The sequence below is a fragment of the Stenotrophomonas sp. FBCC-B152 genome (assembly GCF_059134105.1).
The window spans coordinates 736,085-751,629 of the sequence record NZ_CP101442.1 but is presented as its reverse complement, the minus strand read 5'-3'; the positions used below and the strand labels follow the sequence as shown (position 1 = coordinate 751,629).

Annotated in this window: 15 protein-coding genes and 1 tRNA gene; 4 read left to right on the top strand and 12 right to left on the bottom strand. The window is 65.5% G+C overall.

Annotated elements, in window-relative coordinates; translation table 11 throughout:
* Window positions 1-664 precede the first annotated feature (664 nt).
* Entirely contained in the window at window positions 665-997 is a 333-nt protein-coding gene (locus NMB40_RS03685; protein WP_282245990.1) for a SymE family type I addiction module toxin, read from the top strand.
* Window positions 998-1,078: 81 nt separating this feature from the next.
* Window positions 1,079-1,558, top strand: coding sequence for a hypothetical protein (locus tag NMB40_RS03680; protein ID WP_494360193.1), 480 nt, complete (start codon window positions 1,079-1,081; stop codon window positions 1,556-1,558).
* Window positions 1,559-1,574: 16 nt separating this feature from the next.
* Here NMB40_RS03680 and NMB40_RS03675 read toward each other — a convergent pair whose 3' ends face one another.
* On the bottom strand, window positions 1,575-2,579 hold the full coding sequence (locus NMB40_RS03675; RefSeq protein ID WP_494360192.1) for a 2-hydroxyacid dehydrogenase: 1,005 nt from the start codon (window positions 2,577-2,579) through the stop codon (window positions 1,575-1,577).
* Window positions 2,580-2,698: 119 nt separating this feature from the next.
* Here NMB40_RS03675 and NMB40_RS03670 point away from each other — a divergent pair, with 119 nt between their 5' ends.
* Entirely contained in the window at window positions 2,699-2,989 is a 291-nt protein-coding gene (locus NMB40_RS03670; RefSeq protein WP_494360191.1) for a hypothetical protein, read from the top strand.
* A gap of 15 nt (window positions 2,990-3,004) precedes the next feature.
* Here NMB40_RS03670 and NMB40_RS03665 read toward each other — a convergent pair whose 3' ends face one another.
* The 5 genes from NMB40_RS03665 to NMB40_RS03645 all read right to left on the bottom strand — a co-directional run bounded on the left by NMB40_RS03665 (window position 3,005) and on the right by NMB40_RS03645 (window position 5,745).
* Window positions 3,005-4,225 (bottom strand): hypothetical protein, encoded by a 1,221-nt coding sequence (locus NMB40_RS03665; protein WP_494360190.1) that lies wholly within the window; start codon window positions 4,223-4,225, stop codon window positions 3,005-3,007.
* A 105-nt stretch (window positions 4,226-4,330) separates the two neighbouring features.
* Window positions 4,331-4,804, bottom strand: coding sequence for a hypothetical protein (locus NMB40_RS03660; protein WP_494360189.1), 474 nt, complete (start codon window positions 4,802-4,804; stop codon window positions 4,331-4,333).
* Window positions 4,805-4,808: 4 nt separating this feature from the next.
* The gene (locus NMB40_RS03655) at window positions 4,809-5,141 is read right to left on the bottom strand and encodes a hypothetical protein (protein WP_494360188.1); all 333 of its coding nucleotides are present in this window, start codon (window positions 5,139-5,141) and stop codon (window positions 4,809-4,811) included.
* Between the two features lie 3 nt (window positions 5,142-5,144).
* Window positions 5,145-5,441, bottom strand: coding sequence for a hypothetical protein (locus tag NMB40_RS03650; protein ID WP_494360187.1), 297 nt, complete (start codon window positions 5,439-5,441; stop codon window positions 5,145-5,147).
* Between the two features lie 228 nt (window positions 5,442-5,669).
* Window positions 5,670-5,745, bottom strand: a tRNA-Thr gene (locus NMB40_RS03645).
* Window positions 5,746-5,857: 112 nt separating this feature from the next.
* Between NMB40_RS03645 and treA the strand changes: the two genes are divergently transcribed.
* Window positions 5,858-7,480, top strand: coding sequence for an alpha,alpha-trehalase TreA (treA, locus tag NMB40_RS03640; protein ID WP_494360186.1), 1,623 nt, complete (start codon window positions 5,858-5,860; stop codon window positions 7,478-7,480).
* A gap of 18 nt (window positions 7,481-7,498) precedes the next feature.
* Here treA and NMB40_RS03635 read toward each other — a convergent pair whose 3' ends face one another.
* From NMB40_RS03635 to NMB40_RS03610, 6 genes are all read right to left on the bottom strand, one after another.
* A complete protein-coding gene (locus NMB40_RS03635; protein WP_494360185.1) occupies window positions 7,499-8,158 on the bottom strand; it encodes a lysoplasmalogenase in 660 nt (219 codons plus the stop codon).
* Entirely contained in the window at window positions 8,155-10,038 is a 1,884-nt protein-coding gene (locus NMB40_RS03630; RefSeq protein ID WP_494360184.1) for a M61 family metallopeptidase, read from the bottom strand. Before NMB40_RS03630 ends, NMB40_RS03635 begins: the two co-directional genes overlap by 4 nt.
* A gap of 134 nt (window positions 10,039-10,172) precedes the next feature.
* Entirely contained in the window at window positions 10,173-11,123 is a 951-nt protein-coding gene (gene ispH, locus NMB40_RS03625; protein ID WP_282246010.1) for a 4-hydroxy-3-methylbut-2-enyl diphosphate reductase, read from the bottom strand.
* Between the two features lie 53 nt (window positions 11,124-11,176).
* Window positions 11,177-11,683: a signal peptidase II gene (gene lspA / locus NMB40_RS03620; protein WP_494360183.1), complete on the bottom strand. Its 507-nt coding sequence runs from the start codon at window positions 11,681-11,683 to the stop codon at window positions 11,177-11,179.
* Window positions 11,683-14,514 (bottom strand): isoleucine--tRNA ligase, encoded by a 2,832-nt coding sequence (gene ileS, locus NMB40_RS03615; protein WP_494360182.1) that lies wholly within the window; start codon window positions 14,512-14,514, stop codon window positions 11,683-11,685. Before ileS ends, lspA begins: the two co-directional genes overlap by 1 nt.
* A complete protein-coding gene (locus tag NMB40_RS03610; protein ID WP_448142275.1) occupies window positions 14,511-15,458 on the bottom strand; it encodes a bifunctional riboflavin kinase/FAD synthetase in 948 nt (315 codons plus the stop codon). The genes ileS and NMB40_RS03610 overlap by 4 nt, the downstream gene beginning before the upstream one ends.
* Window positions 15,459-15,545 lie beyond the last annotated feature (87 nt).

The following is a 15,545-nucleotide window of genomic DNA, read 5'->3' as shown; positions in this document are numbered from 1 at the left end:
GGCACACCTTGGCCGTCATGTATAGACATGAATCGTTCACGCCGGCGATCGGTGCCACCGACCCTGCCCGGCCGCCAGACCACCCCAACCCGCCCTCGCGCGCGCAACCGGGTACACCGCGAACGAACACCGGACTGCCGGGCCGGGCACAAGGCCGTCGGACCCCGAGGCGCCGTAGGGTCGGTTCCCAAACGACTGCCCTCGCACCACCCACACCCGGTAACGCATGAACCCCGATCAAAACTGCTCTTGATCTCACCCACCCCACGCGCCACTCGCGCCCACCGGACCGATTACGACGCCCCGAAACACCCTCCAAACCAAATGATGCACGCCGGCGAACAACATTTTTTGTGCCCTGGCTCACACACAAACACCGCATTTCCCGCATTTCCGTGCCACACCCGACAACCAGTAGATACAGCCTACTGAAATCGCAAACCCAAGAGACACAATCGATTTCGCTTCTTCGACGTCCGCGGGCAAGGTTCTCCCCGGAGCTCAAAACTCCGGTGAGCCAAAATTGAGGATGTCCCATGTCGGGAGGGTGGCTAATACAAGACCCCTCACGGGGGAATACACCCGCCGTCTGGCTTGCACGGTTTTGACCTCCCGACGCCCTCGCCCTGACCGGCGAGGGCCATTCCCTGTTGGAGGAGCGAAGATGAAACCCAAACCCGTCCAGTGGCCCGAAGACGAAGAAGAAGTCATCCTGCTGTTACCCCGCTGCGCACCCAGCTACACCCCCAGCTATCACCACAACGTACGCGCCGTGCCTCAACTGGGTGAGGACGACCGCGACCACTTCGGCCCCTACCCCATGGTTACCCTGCGCGGCGCCTGGCTGCGCAAGTTCGGCTTCGAGGTGGGCGTGCACGTAAGAATTGAAGCCACTCCCGGCCAGATTCTCCTGCGCCCGCTGTGGAACGACGACCCGCCCGTCCGTGAGAATGTCGAGAAGCCCGTCGTGCGCTATGTCGAAGTGGAAGATCGATAACCGGGGATCATTTGACAGCCCCCCGGATACTGACCTAGCGTCCGAGCTGCCGTTCCCGCGTCCAGACACCAGGAAGTCTCAATGAACGTAACGTTGATTGGCAACTCACTATTGATTGGAACGATTTTGCTGGCCTCAATCCCGGGGGCAGCCACCGCAGCCGCACCGGTTGAACAAACCTCGCTCGCAGCAACGCAGGTTTCAACGGACGTCGACAAGGCGTCCTTTGTCGAACGGCTTACCACGACCTTCCAGACGATGGCCGCCTCGGAATCCACCGAGGCACGTGCCGCAGGCATCCAGTACCTGGACGCCATCAAGCAGCCGGGCATTACTGGCCTTATCGAGCAGTTCTCCTACCCGCCGAAAACCACGGATGCGCGGTGGCAGCCGGGATCTACCCGGGTAAGCCAGTGGTGCGGAAAGAGCAGTGGCTACCTCCGCGTCTACCAGGTAACGGAGAAGTACATGGAAACCACGCAAAACGGCAGTTCACGCTCCTGGGTACCGGTGCAGAACAGCGCGACGATGGTTGCTACGTGTCCCGACAAGCTGGCCTGAGCCCTGCAGGGCCAGCCTAGGCAGCCACCACCCTGTTCTGGCATTCCGCCCCGTTGGCGAAATCGCACAGGTTGCGCAGGGTGATGCCGCAGATCTCCTGCAGCGCTTCAACGGTAAAGAAGCCCTGGTGCCCGGTGACCAGCACATTCGGGAAGGTCATCAGGCGCTGGAAGAGATCATCATCGATGATCTCGCCGGACAGATCCTGGAAGAACAGCGCGCTTTCCTGCTCGTACACATCAATGGCCAGGTGGCCAAGATGCCGCGACTTCAGCGCGCGCACCACCGCATCGGTGTTGACCAAGGCGCCGCGCGACGTATTGACCAGCATCGCGCCGGGCTTCATCAGCCCCAGCGATTCCTCGTTGATGAGGTGATGGGTCTGCGGGGTGAGCGGGCAATGCAGGGAGACGATATCCGAGCGGGCCAGCAACGTTTCCAGCGATACGCTTTCACCGAAGGCATCGAATGCCGGCGACGGGTACGGATCGAAGCCCAGCACCGTGCAGCCCATGCCATGCAGGATGCGCGCCGTGGCCAGCCCGATCTTGCCGGTGCCCACGATGCCCGCCGTCTTGCCATGCAGCGTGCGGCCCAGCAGCCCATCGAGCATGAAGTTGCCCTCGCGCACCCGGTTGTAGGCGCGGTGGGTCTGCCGGTTGAGCGTCATGATCAGCGCCAGCGCGTGCTCGGCCACGGCCTCGGGCGAATAAGCCGGTACGCGGGCGACGAACAACCCCAGCTTCCCGGCAGTGGCGATATCCACGTTGTTGAAGCCGGCGCAGCGCAGCAGCACCGCGCGCACGCCAAGCGCGTGCAGGGCATTCAGTACCGGCGCGTCCAGCCGGTCGTTGACGAACACGCAGACCGCATCGAAGCCCTGGGCCAGCCCCACCGTGGAGGCGTCCAGCGCCACATCGAAATAGGCGAACTCGAAGCCCTGCCCCGAATGGTCGCGCGCATTGGCCTCCTCAAGGAAGCGGCGGTCGTAAGGACGAGCGCTGAAGACGGCGGTTTTCATGGGGGAGCCTCTGCGGGTACGCCCAGACAGTAACCCGATGGCTGGCGTAGCATCAAACCGGACATTGAAGCGCCCCCACCTGCCCCCACTGCAATATCACCGCCCTTGGGAAGCCCCCGATGTCGAAGATCTCCAGAGCCAAGCTGCTGGCCGCCGCCACCACAGTGGTAGTGCTGCTGCTCGCCTGCAATCTTGAGCTGCTGCCGCTGGCACTGTTGCTGGATACCATCGGGCTGGACGTCCTGGCGCTGCTGCTGGGCGCGCAACTGGTGGCCGTGCTGCCATGGCTGCGGGCGCACGCGGCGGGGCCACTACGCATCATCCGCCTTGGGGCCGGGGCCGCCGTGGCAGGCTTCATGGGCGGCTACCTCAGGCAACTGCTGTTTGGCCGACTGGGCAATCGTCGATAAAGCGGGCCAAGCCTGTTACCTGCTGCCGTACTCGAACCGCAGCTCGCGCCAGCCCTCATTCACCACCGGCTGGATCGCATCCACCCCCACACAGCCATCCGCACGCTTCCCGTTGTCGAACATCGCTGGCTGTCCGCAGGCACCTGTACTGCTGATGTCCAGGCCGGCAACCAGCTGCCGCGAGAATGCCTCAAGATCACGGCGCACCTGTTTGCGCGGGATGGCAGACGCATCGGCGCTGTAGCGAAACTTGATGGCGTACAGGCGATCCACCAGGAACACCATCGCGGAACCGTAGGTGATGTCCTTGCGCGTATAGGTAAAGTCCACTGCACGCGCGGTGACGTTCGCCGGGCGCGGCGATTGGGTGGCGCTCACCTCGCCCTTGGCCAACGGCATGGTGAAGGTAGACAACGACGTCATTGGCTTGCCACCGAGTTCCTTGGCCCAGGATTCCAATAGCCCCGCACGCTCGGACGCTGCGACCTGTGCGACCTGCTCGGCGGAAATCGCGCCTACCGGATAGAAGAACACGTCGATCCAGCCCGAAGTGTCCCCGTCCCGCTGATAGCGTACCGAAGCACCCGCCTCGGGTTCGTCATACCGCCGCTCGCCGACCATCTTCCAGGCGCCGATACCGAGCGGGTACACCACATGGGATTCACGCAGATAGCCGCCAAGGAACGGCGTTTCCTTGCCCTTCGCGCAGCTCGCCTCGTACGCGGGCTTGAGCGCCCCCTCCAGATTGCCGGCCTTCTGGATTTCGACGAGCCGGTCCAGCGCCGACAAACGCAATGCTGGATCGTTTGCCAGATAAGCGCTGTAGGCTCGCAGCAGGCTCTTCACCCCGGCCACCTGACGGGGAAACTCGTCAGTGCCGGTGCCGTGCTCTATCTGGTAGGCAGCGTTGCCCAGCATCATCTGCACGATAAGTTCCGCGCCGATCGGGCTTGGTGCACCGTTCTCGGCCTGTGGCAACGGGAGTATTTCGCAGACCAGGACCTCGTAATCCTTTGTATCCTGCAACCAGCGGGCCAGCACCATGCGCTTCTGCTCCGCATCAGCACTGGCCGGTGCGCGTTCCAGCTCGCGGGTCTGGCGGAGCACGGTGGCCACATCCAGCGTGCCTTCCGCTTTCGCGGACGCTGATGGCGCCACGTCTGCCAGTGCGGCCGACGATGCGCACAGGCCGAGCGACAGGACCGCAGTGATGATTGCGCGACACGGTGCTTCCATGGATGCCACTCCTTTGGGCAACTGCAGAACGGATCAACGCAGGCCGCTCCCCAGCGCCATGCGGTGTATTTGGATGGTACCGGGCTGCGCGGCGGGCGTGAAGGCTCAGCGCCCGCAGAGCCAGGGGTGAACTTCAAACCGAAGCGTGCGCTGCGCTTCCGCACCGATAGCCCCTTCATCCCCAAAGAGCCGATACGGCACCACCCCACGCAAGGGCCGGCCCGGCTCGATCCGCAGCTCGCCGCATCCGCCCGGGCAGTAAGCGCTGCCGGTGGACTGTAGGGACCTTGAACCGGAAGGCGCCTGCAGAACCGCGCCATCGAAGCCCAATGGTACGCCGGATTCTGCCGGCCACGTTTCCTTCGCAAGACAAAGGGGCGCATTGGCGGCGGAGTTCAGGACCAGGTCGAATTGCTTGTCTGCCGGATTGTCCGTTACCGAAAGACTGAAGCTGCCCGGCGCTGCGTAACGGGTGGGGCCCACGCACGCACCCGTGGCCATGCACAGCACCACGACGGCCAGAGTCCTGCCCATCGCTCGCGCCTGACCCCAAACGAGGATTCGGATACGTTTCGCCATCCAATCACTCCCGGAAGACGCCCGTGTGGGGCATACCATCCACTTCGCATGAGGCCGCGGAGATGCTGATGATCCCGCCGGTCTGCATTTCAAACTTCATTGAGATGCCATCTTCGCTTTCCGCACTGATCCAGGAAGCGTCATTGACCGAGCGACTTGGACCCCAGTGTTCACGCCTGTCTACCGACAGCTCGCGCAGACCCTTGAACACTATCGATCGATGCGAAGACGATCCATCGAGCACGCCAAGCTCGACCTCGCTGCTACCCCAATCAACCCTCATATCCAAGAGCGTCCAATCGTGCATTGATAACTTCACCTTGAACTGGTGTGCCATGAACTATGCGGTCATAAACGCGGCCGCAACGAAAGCTGCGACGGTCAGCCCCAATAGAACGCGTATGAGCAGCATCTCGCTGCGAACTTTCTGCAACGCGTGTAACGGCGCCCTGCTCTCCATCCCCAGCACGACGGCAAGGTAAGTTGACTGGCCACTCAATCCCAGCGATTCAGGGCAGCCCAGGTCTTTCCACAACTCGGGATACATCCGGGGAAATCGACTACTGAACCGAAAGAACAGAATCAGATAACTGACGACAGATACGAATGCTACTGAAAAGATGATCATAAGCATCATGGCAATTTCCCCGGCATAAACCCTACCTCGTGCATTTCGACACGCACCGCGCCCCAGTTCGCCGTAGACACGCAACTAAACACCTGGATGGCGTCATGCGTGGGATGCTAGCACCCAGAAAAAATATCGGGGCGATCCCGGCGTGACCATGTCCCCCGGGGAGCGCAGGTGACCCAGGGATCCTGGAAAACAAAAAGCCCCGACCAAGGCCGGGGCTTTTGCTGGAACTGGTGCCGGAAATAGGAATCGAACCTACGACCTACGCATTACGAATGCGCCGCTCTACCAACTGAGCTATTCCGGCTGAGCAGGCAATTCTAAGGGGAGCGGCCGGGCGGGTCAATTGGCGGCCCCGGCGCACCCTTTGTTGACGCTCCCGCCCCTACAGTCGGGCTGTTGCCGTCTGGAAACCGCCCATGAACCCATGCCCCCGCTTGGCCGGCCTACTGCTGGCGTCGCTGCTCTATTCCGCCTCCGCCGGTGCCCAGGCGCCCGTCCAAGCCCCACAGCCGCCGGACCAGCAGTGGCAGCCCCTGTTCCAGCAGGTGCAGCGGGCCCGCCTGTTCAAGGATCAGAAGACCTTCGCCGATGCGGTGCCGAAGTCGGATGCCGACGCGCTGCTGGCGGAATGGGGGCAGGCCCAGGCCCAACCGGACTACGCCCTGCCCGCCTTCGTGGCCACGCACTTCACCGTCCCCACGGAGTCAGCCGCTTACGTGCCACCTGCCGGGGAAACCCTGCGCGCGCATATCGAGGGGCTGTGGCCGGTGCTGACCCGGACCACCGACACCGTGGACCCGCGCGGTTCGCTGCTGCCGCTGCCCAAGCCGTATGTGGTGCCGGGCGGGCGCTTCCGCGAGGTGTACTACTGGGACAGCTACTTCACTTTGCTCGGCCTGGCCTCCAGCGGGCGCTGGCAGCAGGTGCGCGACATGGTGGACAACTTTGCCTGGCAGCTGGACCAGTACGGGCACATTCCCAATGGCAACCGCAGCTATTACCTGAGCCGGTCGCAGCCGCCGTTCTTCAGCTTGATGGTGGATCTGCTGGCTACGCATGAGGGGGATGAGGCGTATCGCCGGTATCTGCCGCAGCTGCGCACGGAACATGCGTTCTGGATGCGTGGGGCGGAAGGGCTGGCGCCTGGGGCGGCCAGTGAGCGTGTGGTGCGGATGAATGATGGCAGCCTGCTCAACCGCTACTGGGATGCGCGGGCGGTGCCGCGTACCGAGTCGTGGACGGATGATCTGGCGACGGCCGCCACGGTGCCGGATCGGGCGCCGTCGCAGGTGTATCGCGATCTGCGAGCCGGGGCGGAATCGGGATGGGATTTCAGTTCGCGGTGGCTGGTGCATCCGGCGGAGCTGGGAAGCATCCACACCACGGAGATCGTGCCGGTGGATCTGAACAGCCTGCTGTTCCATCTGGAGACGACGATTGCGCGGGCGAGTCGTGCGGCCGGGGAGCGTTCGGCGGCGCGGGATTTCGCGCGGCAGGCGGAGCAGCGCAAGCAGGCGATCAACGCGCTGCTGTGGGATGAGCGGCAGGGGTGGTATGCGGATCGGGATCTGGAGCGTGGTACGCCCCGCCCTGCGCTTACGGCTGCGGCGCTGTTTCCGTTGTGGTTGGAGGTGGCGAGCCCGGTGCAGGCGCGGCGTACTGCGGAGGCGGTGGAGACGCAGTTGGTGCGTGCGGGTGGGTTGTTGACCACCACCGAGAACACCGGGCAGCAATGGGATGCGCCGAATGGGTGGGCGCCGTTGCAGTGGGTGGCGGTGGATGGGTTGCAGCGGTATCGGCAGGATGCGTTGGCGCGGCAGATTGGCGTGCGGTTCCTGCGGACGGTGCAGACGGTGTATGACCGTGAGGGGAAGTTGGTGGAGAAGTATGTGGTGGATGGGTCGGCCGGCGGAGGCGGCGGTGGTGAGTATCCGTTGCAGGATGGGTTTGGGTGGAGCAATGGGGTGGCGTTGGCGTTGTTGGATCGGTTGTGTGCGGAAGGGAAGCGGTGTGAGTCGGCGGGGGATGTTGGGCAGTGAGCCGCGCCGCCGACGCGGTTACCGCACCGAGCGGGCTATGCAGTATTGCGCTGCGTAGTAGGTGCTTAGTACGCACAGGGTTGCGGCTGGGAGGCCGCCGCCGAAGCGGTCCCAGGCTAGTACGGAGTCGCTGATGACGAACAGGACTGCGCCGATGGCGGCCCAGCGGGCGCTTGTGCCTGCGGAGGGGGTTGCCGCGTTCTTCGTCCACGCGCGCGCCAGGGCGAGTGTGGCCATCAGCGCGAGCACCACTACGTAAACCACTACCGGGATGCGCAGGTCGTTGGGGAGCAGCGGCCACAGGCCGGCCAGGTTGATGCCGGCGAATACTGCGAGCAATGCGGCTGCGATCAGCAGGCCGCGCCCTGCCCTGAAGCCTGCGCGGAAGGCGACGATGTAGCAGAGGTGTGCGAGCAGGAAGGCGATCAGCCCCGGCACGAAGGCGTCGAACGGGAGCATCAGGGCGATGTCGCCGATGCAGGAAAACGCCATGCCGAGCAGGATCGCGCGGCGGTAACCCGGCGGTGCGGCATCGGCGCGCCAGACGATGGCGGCGATGAGCAGCGTGGCCAGCGGCTTGGCGATCCAGTGCAGCCAGCGGCCGTCGCCATCCAGCGACGCGCCGATGATGGCGGCCACCGCCGCCAGCAGAATCGGCACGTCGCGGCGCGGGTTCATCGCGCCTTCCACAGCTCGGCCAGGCGGTCGGGCTTGCCGGCGATGCGCTGCAGCGAGGGGTACTGCAGGCCGCCGTGATAATCGAGCTTGATGGTGTCGATGCGGTCGAAGTTGCGCACCAGCAGGGTGAGCGGCGCCTTGTCGGTCTTGGCGGCGGCCACGGCGTCCTTCAGGTCTTCGCCCTTGAACACGCGGCCGTTGAGCGCCAGCACGCTCATGCCCGGGGCCAGGCCGGCGTTGAAGGCGGGGCTGTCCCACAGCACGTCGGTGATGGCGCCGCCGTCGGTGACGGCCACGCCCAGCGAGTACAGCAGGTTGGTGTTCTTGGCGCGGGTTTCCTGCGCCTTGTAGGCATCGTTCGGGGTGTCGGTGTAGACCAGCTTCCAGCCCGCTGCTTCCAGCCCGCCGGTGAGCGGGCCGTGGCCGTCCAGGCGCTCGCGCAGGAAGCCCGCCCAGTCGTACGGGGCGATGCCGTTCAAGGTGCTGACCACTTCATCGAACGTATACGGGTTCACGTTCCAGTCGCCGTCGTGCATGCCGAAGAAGGCCTTGGCGAAATCATCGATGCTGCGCTTGTTGCCGGTCAAGGCGCGCAGTTTGCCTTCCACGTCCAGCCACACCATCTGCCCACCGGAGTAGTAGTCCTCGCTCATCTGGTAGTTGCGGAACGCGAGGGCGCGGCGCTGGGCGATGGTGGGGTCGTTGGTGGTGTCCTGCAGGCTGCGCCAGGCCAGGCCGGGGCGCCCGCGGTCATAGGTGGCGGCGACATTCGCCAGCATGTCGCGGGTCTGGTCGGTGCTCCACAGGCCCGAGCGCGCGGCCAGCACGTGGCCCCAGAACTGGGTCTGGCCTTCGTACAGCCACAGCAGGCTGTCGCCCATGGGCACGTTGAAGTTGGCGGTGGTCAGGTCGGCGCCACGGCGGTACTTGCCGTTCCAGGAGTGGTTGAATTCGTGCGGCAGCAGGTCGCGGCCGAGCCAGGTCTTGTCCCAGTCGGTGAAGTAGCCGGTGTCGCCGCTGTTCTCGCTGGAGCGCTGGTGCTCCAGGCCGATGCCGCCGAGCTTGCTGGTGAGCGCGAGCAGGAATTCGTAGCGGTCGAAGTGACGCGCGCCGTAGAGCTTGTACATCTGCTGCACGAGCGCGCGGTGCGCCTGCAGCTGTTCGGGCTTGGCCACCAGCGATTTGGCATCGTCGGCGAAGACGTTGAGGTGCACGGGCACCTTGGCGCCGGGGTCGAGGTCGAACTGCTGGTAGTGGCGGCCGGCGAACAGCGGCGAATCCACCAGGTGGTCGTAGCTGATCGGCTTGAATACCACGGTGTCGCCGTCGCGGCGCTCGGTGTCCAGCGCGGTGGCGTAGGCCCAGCCCGGCGGCAGGGTGACGCTGGCCTGGGCCTGGATGTTGCGGGTGATCACGCCGGCCGGGTACAGCGAGTTGGCGTTCCACTGCAGGTTGAGCATTTCCGGGGTCATGACCACCCGGCCCTGCCCTGCGCCCTGCGAGGAGAGGAAGTTGAAGTTGGCGACGACCTCACTGGCGCCTTGCGGGACGTCCACGGTGAAGGCGTAGACGTTGTACGGGTCGCGCTTCCAGGCCAGCGGTTTACCGTTGGCGGTGACGACGAGGCCGGCGAGTTTATCGATGGGGCCGCTGGGGGAATGCGCGCCGGGCAGCCATTGCGGGTACAGCAGGGTCAGCGGGCCCGGCTGGGCCGGCACGGTGGCCTTGACCTTGAAGATGCGGCGGCCGATGTCGCGTGCGTCCACGTCGATGCGCAGGGTGCCCGGGAAGGCGACGTCCTGCGGCGGTGGCGTCTGCGCTTGGGCACCGGTGGCGGTGGCGGCGAGAAGCACGGAGAGGACGGCGGCACGCAGTTTCATCGAGGGGGATTCCGGCATTCGAATTGATCGATGCTAGACCTCGAAGATGCACAGCCCCATGGCCAAAGGTCATGCCTTCGTCGCGCGAGGCGTTGTTATCGGCGGTCGATTGGGATGCGACCCTACCGGGTAGGTCAGGAGATGAGGCGCAGCCTCAGCTCCTTGGGCAGTGCGAACACCATCGATTCGGGTTCGCCTTCGAGTTCGCCGACGCCGGTGGCACCCAACTCCTTCAGCCGCTCGATCACGCCATCCACCAGCACCTGCGGCGCGGAGGCGCCGGCGGTGAGGCCGATGTGCTTCTTGCCCAGCACCCAGGCCGGGTCGATCTCGTCGGCGCCGTCGATCAGGTACGACTCCACGCCATCGCGGCGTGCCAGTTCGCTGAGGCGGTTGGAGTTGGAGCTGTTCGGCGAGCCCACCACCAGTACCAGGTCGCAGCGCTTGGCCAGGTCGCGCACGGCATCCTGGCGGTTCTGGGTGGCGTAGCAGATGTCGTCGTTCTTCGGGCCCTGCATGGCCGGGAAGCGGGTGCGCAGGGCTTCGATGATGCCGCGGGTGTCATCCACCGACAGCGTGGTCTGGGTGGTGTAGGCGAAGTTTTCCGGCTGGTCCAGCACCAGGGTGGCAACGTCCTCGACGTCTTCCACCAGGTAGATGGTGCCGGTGCCGCGTTCGCGGCTCCACTGGCCCATGGTGCCCTCCACTTCCGGGTGCCCGGCGTGGCCGATCAGCACCACGTCGCGGCCGGCACGGCAGTGCCGCGCCACTTCCAGGTGGACCTTGGTCACCAGCGGGCAGGTGGCGTCGAACACCTTCAGCCCGCGCCGCTCGGCTTCCTGGCGCACGGCCTGGGAAACGCCGTGGGCGCTGAAGATGACGGTGTTGCCATCGGGCACTTCGTCGAGTTCTTCAACGAAGATGGCGCCCCGGCGCTTGAGGTCATCGACCACGAAACGGTTGTGCACGACCTCGTGGCGCACGTAGATCGGCGCACCCAGGGTCTCGATCGCGCGCTTGACGATCTCGATCGCACGATCGACACCGGCACAGAAACCACGCGGATTGGCGAGCAACACATCCATCGGTCAGATACTCCGGCCGGCCGGGGCCGGTTGATACAGGGAACTGGAGGGAATTATCCCGCTTTTTTCTCGGTCTTGCCGTCGAACAGGCCAAACACCGCAATACCCACGGCGCCGACCACGATCGCCGCATCGGCGATGTTGAACGAGGGCCAGTAGTGCTCACCCACGTACCACTGGATGAAATCGACCACGTGGCCGTGCACCTGGCGGTCGATGACGTTGCCGATGGCCCCGCCGATCACCAGGGCGTACGGCACGGCGCTGCGCCAGTGGGCACGCGGGGTGCGCGACAGCCAGAAGGCCATCAGGCCGCTGATGCCCACCGCCAGTGCGGTGAAGAACCACAGCTGCCAGCCACCGGCGTCGCTCAGGAAACTGAACGCTGCGCCGGTGTTGTAGGTGCGGTACCAGTTCCAGAAGCCGTCGATGACGGCCACCGGCTGGTACTCGGGCAGGCTGGAAAGCACCCAGGCCTTGCTCCACTGGTCCAGGCCGATGATGGCGGCCGACAGCAGCAGCCAGACCAGTGCGTTGGGACGCGGACGTACGGCGGCCATCAGAACCACTTCCTGTCTTCGCCGGCACCGTCGACGTTGCTTGCGCAACGGCCGCACAGTTCCGGGTGGGCGGCCACGCTGCCGATGTCGGCACGGTAGTGCCAGCAGCGCACGCACTTCTGCTTGGTGGTCGGCTGGGCGCTGACGAACACCTCGTCGGTGGTCGCCGGGCGCACGCTGACATCGCCACTGATGAACAGGAAGCGCAGTTCCTCGGCCAGCGGCTGCCAACGCGCAGCGGTTTCCTCGTTGGCGGCGACGGTGATCTCCGCTTCCAGCGCGGCACCGATGGCACCGTTGGCGCGCATCGGCTCAAGCACCTTGGCCACCTGCTCGCGCAGGGCCAGCAGCTGGTCGAAGTCGGCGGCGTTGATCGCGGCATCGGCCGGCAGCGGCACCAGACCTTCGTACCAGGTGGCGAACAGCACGTTTTCCTTGCGCTCGCCCGGCAGGTAGCCCCACAGCTCATCGGCGGTGAAGGTCAGGATCGGGGCGATCCAGCGGGTGAACGCTTCGGCGATGTGGTACATCGCGCTCTGCGCCGAACGGCGGCCGCGCGAGTCGGTCGGCATGGTGTACAGCCGGTCCTTGGTGACGTCCAGGTACAGCGAGCCGAGGTCCACGCTGCAGAAGTTCAGCAGCAGCTGCACGATCTCGGCCATGTTGTAGCCGGTGTACGCCGCCTTGATCTTCTCCTGCACTTCCCAGGCGCGGTGCACGATCCAGCGGTCCAGCGCGACCATGTCGGCCGGGGCCACCAGGTGCTGGGCCGGGTCGAAGCCGTCCAGGTTGCCGAGCAGGAAGCGCGCGGTGTTGCGCAGGCGCCGGTAGGCGTCCGCGTTGCGCTTGAGGATTTCCTGCGACAGCGACATTTCGTTGCTGTAGTCAGCCGAGGCGATCCACAGGCGCAGGATGTCCGCGCCCAGGGTCTTCATGATGTCCTGCGGCTCGATGCCGTTGCCCAGCGACTTGGACATCTTGCGGCCCTTCTCATCCACGGTGAAGCCGTGGGTGAGGCACTGCTTGTAGGGCGCGTGCTTGTCGATGGCCACGCCGGTGAGCAGCGAGGACTGGAACCAGCCGCGGTGCTGGTCGGAACCTTCCAGGTACAGGTCGGCCGGCTTGCCGAAGCCACGCTCCAGCAGCACGCCTTCATGGGTGACGCCCGAGTCGAACCAGACATCGAGGATGTCGGTGACCTTCTCGTAATGCGCCGCTTCATCGCCCAGCAGTTCGGCCGCGTCCAGCGCGTACCAGACGTCGATGCCGCCAACCTGCACGCGGTCGGCCACCTGCTGCATCAACTCGACGGTGCGCGGGTGCGGTTCGCCGGTTTCGCGGTGGGTGAACAGTGCGATCGGCACGCCCCAGGTGCGCTGGCGGCTGATGCACCAGTCCGGGCGACCATCGACCATGCTGCCGATGCGTGCCTTGCCCCAGCTCGGGAACCAGCCGACGTTGTCGATGGCGGCCATGGCATCGCTGCGCAGGTTGGCCTTGTCCATCGAGATGAACCACTGCGGGGTGGCGCGGAACACCACCGGGGTCTTGTGGCGCCAGCAATGCGGGTAGCTGTGCACGATTTCCACGAACGACAGCAGCGCGCCGGAATCGCGCAGCACGTCCACGATCAGCGGCTGCGCCTTCCACAGGTGCACGCCAGCCAGCACCACTTCGCCCGCGGGCGGGGTGGACGGCAGGTACACGCCACGGCCGTCGACCGGGTTGATCTGGGCGGCGGTGTAGTTGTCCATCAGCCCGTACTGCTGGCTGACCACGAAATCTTCCTGGCCGTGGCCGGGAGCGGTGTGCACCGCACCGGTACCGTCTTCATCGGACACGTGCGCGCCGTTGAGCAGCGGGATATCGCGCTGCGGGTAGAACGGATGGGCCAGCAGCAGGTTTTCCAGCGCGGCACCGGCGGCATGGCCATGCGCCACGACGTCTTCCACGCCATAGCGGCGCAGGGCGCGCTCGGCCAGGCTGGCGGCGATCACCAGCCAGCGGCGCTTGCCGGCGTGGGCCGGGCCTTCGACAAGGGCGTACTGGATATCCGCGCCCAGCGACACCGCCAGCGAGGCCGGCAGCGTCCACGGGGTGGTGGTCCAGATCGGCACGGCGACCTCGACATCGGCCGGCAGGCTCACGCCGAAGCGCGCGGCCAGCTGCGCCGAATCGCGCGCCACGTAGGCCACGTCGATGGCCGGCGAGGTCTTGTCCTGGTACTCGATTTCCGCTTCGGCCAGCGCCGAGCCGCAGTCGAAGCACCAGTGCACCGGCTTGGCGCCGCGCACGATGTGGCCATTGGCGAAGATCTTGGACAGCGCGCGGATTTCATTGGCTTCGAAATCGAAACTCAACGTCTTGTACGGGTTGTCCCAATCGCCGATCACGCCCAGGCGCTTGAAGTCGCGGCGCTGCAGTTCGATCTGCTCTTCGGCGTATTCGCGGCACTTCTGGCGGAACGCGACGGCATCGAGCTTGACGCCCACCTTGCCCCACTTCTTTTCGACCGCGATTTCGATCGGCAGGCCGTGGCAATCCCAGCCGGGCACGTAGGGCGCATCGAAGCCGGCCAGGTAGCGCGACTTGACGATGATGTCCTTGAGGATCTTGTTGACCGCATGGCCCAGGTGGATCTGGCCATTGGCGTACGGCGGGCCGTCGTGCAGCACGAACAGCGGGCGACCCTGCGCGTTTTCGCGCAGGCGGGCGTACAGGCCCTCGTCTTCCCAGCGCGACAGAATGCCCGGCTCGCGCTTGGGCAGGTCGCCGCGCATCGGGAATTCGGTTGCCGGCAGATGAAGGGTGGCTTTGTAGTCCTGGCTCACGCAGTGGCTCGCAATCTGTGTTCGGAAAGGATGTGACGGGCCTGATCGGCGTCACGGTGCATCTGGTCGGTCAATGCCGCCAGATCATGGAACTTCTCTTCGTCGCGCAGCTTGGCGACGAACTCAACCTGGATATGCCGACCGTACAGGTCGCCCTGGAAATCGAACAGGTGCGCTTCCAGCAGCGGCTCCACCCCGTCCACGGTGGGACGGGTGCCGAAGCTGGATACCGACGGCCACGGCTGGTCGAACACGCCGTGCACCCAGGTGGCATAGATGCCCGCCAGCGCCGGCGTTTTCGGGAAACGCAGGTTGGCGGTGGGGAAGCCGAGGGTGCGGCCGAGCTGGCGCCCGCGCACTACCCTGCCCCCGATCGCATACGGGCGGCCGAGCAGGTCTGCGGCATGGGCGAAATCGCCTTCGCGCAGCAGCTGGCGGATGCGGGTGGCGGAGATGCGCTCGCCGTGGAAATCCACCGGGTCGATTTCGCCGGCGGTGAAGCCGCGTTCGGCGCCCATGGCCTGCAGCAGGGCCAGGTCACCGCGACGGCGGTTGCCGAAGCAGAATTCCGGCCCAATCCACACTTCGCGCGCGCCCAGCCGGTTGACCAGCAGCTGTTCGACGAAGGCTTCGGCCGGCATGGCGGCCATGGCCGCATCGAAACGCAGCAGGCCGATGGCATCCACGCCGAAATCGCGCAGGATCGTGACCTTGTCGCGGGCCAGGGTCAGCCGCGGCGGCGGCTCGCCCTGGGCGAAGTATTCGCGCGGCAGCGGTTCGAACGCGACCGCCACGGCGGGCACGCCCAGCGCGCGGGCACGCGCCGCCGCATGCCGCACCAGCGCACGATGGCCAAGGTGCAGGCCGTCGAATGCGCCGATGCAGACCACGCTTCCGTGCGGGAACAAAGGCCCGCCTTCGATGCTTCTGAACAACCTGGTCATCTGATCGGAATCCGGCCCACCCGGGCCCATCTGTTGCAATGCATGACCGGCAAGTATAGCCGGGTGTCCGGGGCAGCCACGCAGGGC

What these genes read in the sequence shown, in the direction of transcription:
- NMB40_RS03685 (WP_282245990.1), top strand. Translation starts at nt 665, where the DNA reads ATGAAACCCAAACCCGTCCAGTGGCCCGAAGACGAAGAAGAAGTCATC.
- NMB40_RS03680 (WP_494360193.1), top strand. Translation starts at nt 1,079, where the DNA reads ATGAACGTAACGTTGATTGGCAACTCACTATTGATTGGAACGATTTTG.
- NMB40_RS03675 (WP_494360192.1), bottom strand. Translation starts at nt 2,579, where the DNA reads ATGAAAACCGCCGTCTTCAGCGCTCGTCCTTACGACCGCCGCTTCCTT.
- NMB40_RS03670 (WP_494360191.1), top strand. Translation starts at nt 2,699, where the DNA reads ATGTCGAAGATCTCCAGAGCCAAGCTGCTGGCCGCCGCCACCACAGTG.
- NMB40_RS03665 (WP_494360190.1), bottom strand. Translation starts at nt 4,225, where the DNA reads ATGGAAGCACCGTGTCGCGCAATCATCACTGCGGTCCTGTCGCTCGGC.
- NMB40_RS03660 (WP_494360189.1), bottom strand. Translation starts at nt 4,804, where the DNA reads ATGGCGAAACGTATCCGAATCCTCGTTTGGGGTCAGGCGCGAGCGATG.
- NMB40_RS03655 (WP_494360188.1), bottom strand. Translation starts at nt 5,141, where the DNA reads ATGGCACACCAGTTCAAGGTGAAGTTATCAATGCACGATTGGACGCTC.
- NMB40_RS03650 (WP_494360187.1), bottom strand. Translation starts at nt 5,441, where the DNA reads ATGATGCTTATGATCATCTTTTCAGTAGCATTCGTATCTGTCGTCAGT.
- treA (WP_494360186.1), top strand. Translation starts at nt 5,858, where the DNA reads ATGAACCCATGCCCCCGCTTGGCCGGCCTACTGCTGGCGTCGCTGCTC.
- NMB40_RS03635 (WP_494360185.1), bottom strand. Translation starts at nt 8,158, where the DNA reads ATGAACCCGCGCCGCGACGTGCCGATTCTGCTGGCGGCGGTGGCCGCC.
- NMB40_RS03630 (WP_494360184.1), bottom strand. Translation starts at nt 10,038, where the DNA reads ATGAAACTGCGTGCCGCCGTCCTCTCCGTGCTTCTCGCCGCCACCGCC.
- ispH (WP_282246010.1), bottom strand. Translation starts at nt 11,123, where the DNA reads ATGGATGTGTTGCTCGCCAATCCGCGTGGTTTCTGTGCCGGTGTCGAT.
- lspA (WP_494360183.1), bottom strand. Translation starts at nt 11,683, where the DNA reads ATGGCCGCCGTACGTCCGCGTCCCAACGCACTGGTCTGGCTGCTGCTG.
- NMB40_RS03610 (WP_448142275.1), bottom strand. Translation starts at nt 15,458, where the DNA reads ATGACCAGGTTGTTCAGAAGCATCGAAGGCGGGCCTTTGTTCCCGCAC.